5 protein-coding genes are annotated in these 4,997 nt (G+C 70.6%); all 5 read left to right on the forward strand.

All coding sequences use genetic code 11. The features are described from left to right. Positions 1-366 (forward strand): SPOR domain-containing protein (locus tag HW577_RS20620; protein WP_198378003.1); only part of this gene is annotated, 366 nt, incomplete at its 5' end. Between the two features lie 156 nt (positions 367-522). Next, positions 523-2,658: an acetate--CoA ligase family protein gene (locus tag HW577_RS20625; protein ID WP_198378004.1), complete on the forward strand. Its 2,136-nt coding sequence runs from the start codon at positions 523-525 to the stop codon at positions 2,656-2,658. After that, positions 2,658-3,515, forward strand: coding sequence for a MaoC family dehydratase (locus tag HW577_RS20630; RefSeq protein ID WP_198378005.1), 858 nt, complete (start codon positions 2,658-2,660; stop codon positions 3,513-3,515). The genes HW577_RS20625 and HW577_RS20630 overlap by 1 nt, the downstream gene beginning before the upstream one ends. Positions 3,516-3,528: 13 nt before the next feature. After that, on the forward strand, positions 3,529-4,209 hold the full coding sequence (locus HW577_RS20635; RefSeq protein WP_198378006.1) for a 3-oxoacid CoA-transferase subunit A: 681 nt from the start codon (positions 3,529-3,531) through the stop codon (positions 4,207-4,209). Positions 4,210-4,244: 35 nt separating this feature from the next. Beyond that, complete coding sequence (locus tag HW577_RS20640) at positions 4,245-4,886, forward strand: 3-oxoacid CoA-transferase subunit B (protein ID WP_198378007.1); 642 nt, start codon at positions 4,245-4,247, stop codon at positions 4,884-4,886. Positions 4,887-4,997 lie beyond the last annotated feature (111 nt).

The following is a 4,997-nucleotide window of genomic DNA, read 5'->3' on the forward strand; positions in this document are numbered from 1 at the left end:
GCCGCGCCGCTCAGTCGCTTCGGGATCGTCGGCACGGCGCAGGCGAGCACCCTGCCCCGCGCCCCGATGCCGACCCCGCCCGCGCAGCAGGCGGCGGCGCGCACCACGACGGCGCAGCCCGGCGGCAATGGCTGGGGCGTGCAGGTCGGCGCCTTCGCGTCCGAGAACCTGGCGCGCACCACCGCCACCCAGGCGCGGGACGTGGTCGCCACCATGGGCAGCCGCACTGCCGTGACGCCGGTGCGCCAGGGCAGCACGACGCTCTACCGGGCGCGCGTGACCGGCCTGACGCAGTCCGGCGCCGAGCAGGCCTGCGCCCGGCTCCGCGCCCGCGGCGCCTGCACGGTGGTCGCCCCCGGCGCCTGACGCCAGGCGATCGGATCGCTTCGGGAAGGGCCGCGGCGGCAGCGTCGCGGCCCTTCGCCATTCCGGCGGCTGCATGGCGCGCCGCGCTGGACTCGCCCCCTTGCCCGCCCGGGCGGCGGAGGCCACGCTGCGCGCCGATTGCCGGAGGAAACGCCCATGCCCGCCGAAGGCGGCCACTCGCGCCCCATCACCGCCGCAGGCTTCGCGGCGCTCGACGCCATGGTCCGGCCGCGCTCGGTCACCATCATTGGCGCCTCGGACGATGCGACGCGCATCGGCGGCCGGCCGATCGCCTACATGCAGCGCCAGGGCTTTTCCGGCGCCATCCTGCCGGTGAACCCGAACCGCGCCACGGTGCAGGGGCTGCCCGCCTTCGCCTCCGTCTCCGCGCTGCCATCCGCGCCCGATGTCGCGATCGTCGCCGTGCCGGGCGAAGGGGCGGTGCAGGCCGTCGATGACCTGGGTGCGAAAGGCTGCCGCGCGGCCATCGTCTTCACCGCGGGCTTCGCGGAAGTGGACGAGGCGGGGGCGGCGATGCAGGACCGCCTGGTCGCGGCGGCGCGCCGGCACGGGATGCGGCTGCTCGGGCCCAACTGCCTCGGCCTGTTCAACGCCAGCATCAACTTCTACCCGATCTTCTCGCTGTCCTTCGAGCAGGGCTGGCCGATCCGCGGCAATATCGGCATCGCCTCCCAGTCCGGGGCCTATGGCACGCATGTCTTCGCCGTCTCCCGCATGCGGGGGATCGGCACGCCGGTCTGCATCACCACGGGCAACGAGGCCGATGTGTCGCTCGGCGAGGCGATCGGCTGGATGGCGCAGGCGCCGGAAGTCGAGGTGATTTGCGCCTATGCAGAGGGAATCCGCGAGAGCGCGCGCTTTACCGCGGCGCTGGATCTCGCGCGGCGCAACCGCAAGCCGGTCGTGTTGATGAAGGTGGGGCGCAGTGAATTGGGCGGCCATGCGGCGAAGTCGCACACCGCCTCCATCGCCGGGGACGACGCCATCACCCAGGCGGTGCTCGACGAATTCGGCGTGGTGCGGGCGACGACGACGGAGCAGATGCTCGACATCGCCTATGCGGCGACGAAGCGCATATATCCCGTGGGCAACACCATGGGCGTCATCACCGTCAGCGGCGGCGCGGGCGTGCTGATCTCCGACGCCGCGGAAGCGGCCGGCGTGCCGATGCCGCCGCTGCCGGAGGATGCGCAGGCGCATCTGAAATCGCTGATCTCCTTCTGCGCGCCGCGCAATCCGGTGGACTGCACCGCGCAGGCGGTGAACCAGACGGAGTTGTTCCCGCAATTCCTCGAGATGACGGCGCAGGCCGGCGGCTACGGCTCGATGCTGGTGTTCCTGACCCAGACGGGCGGATCCACCACCATGGCGCCGAAGCTGCGCCCCTACCTCAAGGCGGCGCGGGAGAAATTCGCCGACCGGCTCTGGGTGCTCTCCGCCATCGCCCCGCCCGAGAAGGTGAAAGGCTATGAGGAGGACGGGTTCCTGGTCTTCGAGGACCCGACGCGCGCCGTCGCCGCGATCGAGGCGATGGGCCGCTACGGCGCCGCCTTCGCCGCCCCGCGGGCGGAGGAGATCGTGGTGGGCAACGTGACCCTGCCCGCGACGACGCCGACGGAAGCGGAAGGCAAGCGCATCCTCGCCGCGGCTGGCGTGCCCGCCGTGCCGGAAGCGGCGTGCGGCAGCGCGGAGGAGGCCGTCTCGGCGGCCGAGCGCTTCGGCTATCCGGTCGTGGCGAAGATCCTGTCGCCGGACATCCTGCACAAGAGCGAGATCGGCGGCGTCATCCTCGACCTGGCGGATGCGGCGGCGGTGCGCGCGGCGCATGCGACGCTTCTCGAACGCGCCGCCGCCCGCGCGCCAGACGCGCGGATCGAAGGCGTGCTCATCGCGAAGCAGATCAAGGGCGCGGTCGAGATGGCGCTCGGCGTCGCGCGGGACCCCGTGTTCGGCCCCGTGGCGATGGTCGGCCTCGGCGGCGTCTTCATCGAGATCCTGAAGGACGTCGCCTTCCGCCGCTGCCCCTTCGACGAGGCGGAGGCCGAGCGCATGGTCCGCTCGCTGAAGGGCTTTCCCCTGCTCGATGGCGCGCGCGGACGGCCGAAGGCGGATGTGAAGGCGCTGGCCGGCGCGCTCGCCGCGCTGTCGCGCTTCGCCGCGGGGGCGGACGAGCGGCTGCTGTCGGTCGACGTGAACCCGCTGCTCGTGCTCCCCGAAGGCCAGGGCGCCTTCGCCGCCGATGCGGTGATCGAGGTCGAGGACACGCACTGATGCCCATCGTCTACGAACACCTGCTGAACTACCCGATCCCGGAGATCCGCCAGGCGATCCGCTGGCAGGACACGGCACTCTACAATTTCTCCATCGGCCTCGGGCAGGACCCGATGGACGAAAGCCAGCTCGACTTCGTCTACGAGCCGCGCCTGAAGGCCATGCCGTCCATGGCGGTGGTGCTGGGCTATCCGGGCTTCTGGCTGCGCAACCCCGACACGGGCGTGGACTGGACGCAGGTGCTGCACGGGGAACAGTCGATCATCCTGCACAAGCCGCTGCCGGCGGAAGGCGAGATCGTCGGGAAATCGCGCATCAGCGCCATCGTCGATCGCGGCCCGGGCAAGGGCGCGCTGCTGTACAACGAGCGCGTGGTCCTCGATGCGCGGACCGGGGAGAAGCTCGCCACGCTGGAAGGCACCACCTTCGCGCGCGGGGATGGCGGCTTCGGCGGCCCGTCCGGCCCCGTGAAGAAGCCGCATCCGGAACCCGAGCGCGCGCCTGACGTGACGCTCGACCTGCCGACGCGGCCGGAGCAGGCGATCGTCTATCGGCTCAACGGCGACCACAACCCGCTGCATATCGACCCGGCGGTCGCGGCGAAGGCGGGGTTCCCCCGCCCGATCCTGCACGGGCTCTGCACCTTCGGCGTGGTGTGCCACGCGCTGATGAGGACGCTGTGCGGTTATGATCCGGCGCGCTTCGGGCGGATGGACCTTCGCTTCTCCTCCCCCGTCTTTCCGGGGGAGACGATCCGCACCGAAATCTGGCACGAGGAAGGGGGCGCGGCCTTCCGCGCGCGCGTGGTCGAACGCGACAAGGTCGTCGTCAGCAACGGGCTTTTCAGGCACCCGTAGGGAAGCAGGGAACGTGATCAACAAGATCGTGCAGTCGCTGGCCGATGCGATGGCCGGCATCAAGGACGGATCCACGGTGCTGATCGGCGGCTTCGGCGCCGTCGGCCAGCCGGACCAGCTGATTGAGGCGCTGATCGAACAGGGTGCCAAGGACCTGGTCTGCGTGGCGAACAATGCGGGCAACGGGCGGGTCGGCCTCGCGAAGCTGATGGAGCTCGGCCGGGTGCGGAAGATCATCTGCTCCTTCCCCCGCTCCGCCGGGTCCGTGGTGTTCGAGGAACTTTATCGCGCAGGGAAGATCGAGCTGGAGATCGTCCCGCAGGGCACGATGGCGGAGCGCATGCGCGCCGCCGGCGCCGGCGTGCCGGCCTTCTTCACCGCGACCTCCGTCGGCACGCTCCTCGCCGCCGGCAAGGAGCATCGCGAGTTCAACGGCAAGACCTATGTGATGGAGCACGCGCTGAAGGGCGACGTCGCGCTGGTCGAGGCCTGGGAAGGCGACCGCTGGGGCAACCTGACCTACCGGGCCTCCGGCCGGAACTTCAACCCGGTGATGGCGATGGCCGCCGAGATGACCATCGCGCAGGTGATGCACATCCGCGAGCTCGGTGAGATCGTGCCGGAGAACGTGCACACGCCGGGCATCTTCGTCAGCCGCGTGGTCCGTGTGGACCGCGGGGCGCAATGGGCTTGATCGGGACACCAGGAACCGGGACAGGAGCAACTCACATGCAAGGCTTCGACCGCAAGGGCATGGCCGCCCGCGCCGCGCAGGACATCCCCGAGGGCTGGTACGTCAACCTCGGCATCGGCATCCCGACCATGATCGCGGACTACGTGCCACTCGAGCGGGAGGTCATCCTGCATTCCGAGAACGGCATCCTCGGGATGGGCCCCGCCCCCGCGCCGGACAAGGTCGATCCTTGGCTGGTGAACGCCGGCAAACAGGCCGTCACGCTCCGCCCCGGCGGGTCCTACTGCCACCATGCCGACAGCTTCGCGATGATCCGCGGCGGGCATATCGACCTGTGCGTCCTCGGCGCCTTCGAGGTCGCCGAGAATGGCGACATCGCGAACTGGGCCACCAGCGAGAATGACACCGCGCCCGCGGTCGGCGGCGCGATGGACCTCGGCGCGGGGGCGAAGCGGCTCTGGGTCGTGATGGAGCACACGACGAAGGACGGACGGCCGAAGCTCGTCGCGAAATGCGGCTATCCGCTGACGACGCCGCGCGCGGTCAAGCGCGTCTACACGAACCTAGGCGTCTTCGACGTGGTGCCGGAGAAGGGGTTCGTGGTGCTGGACCTCGCGCCGGGCGTGTCGCTCGAACAGGCGCAGGCGGCGTCGGGGGCGACGCTCCACACGCAGTAAAAATGGGAAGGCCGGGGGGAGGGAACTCCCCCCGAGCCCCCCTCCTTCTTTGAATACCTTTCGCGGCCCGCCGCAGGCGGGACGCCCAGACAGAAAAAGGGGAGGGGGATC

The sequence above is a fragment of the Neoroseomonas rubea genome (assembly GCF_016106015.1).
GTDB classification, from domain to species: domain Bacteria; phylum Pseudomonadota; class Alphaproteobacteria; order Acetobacterales; family Acetobacteraceae; genus Neoroseomonas; species Neoroseomonas rubea.

Excerpts from the sequence above, each read along its gene's own strand:
- HW577_RS20625 (WP_198378004.1), top strand. The coding sequence starts at position 523 with ATGCCCGCCGAAGGCGGCCACTCGCGCCCCATCACCGCCGCAGGCTTC.
- HW577_RS20630 (WP_198378005.1), top strand. The coding sequence starts at position 2,658 with ATGCCCATCGTCTACGAACACCTGCTGAACTACCCGATCCCGGAGATC.
- HW577_RS20640 (WP_198378007.1), top strand. The coding sequence starts at position 4,245 with ATGCAAGGCTTCGACCGCAAGGGCATGGCCGCCCGCGCCGCGCAGGAC.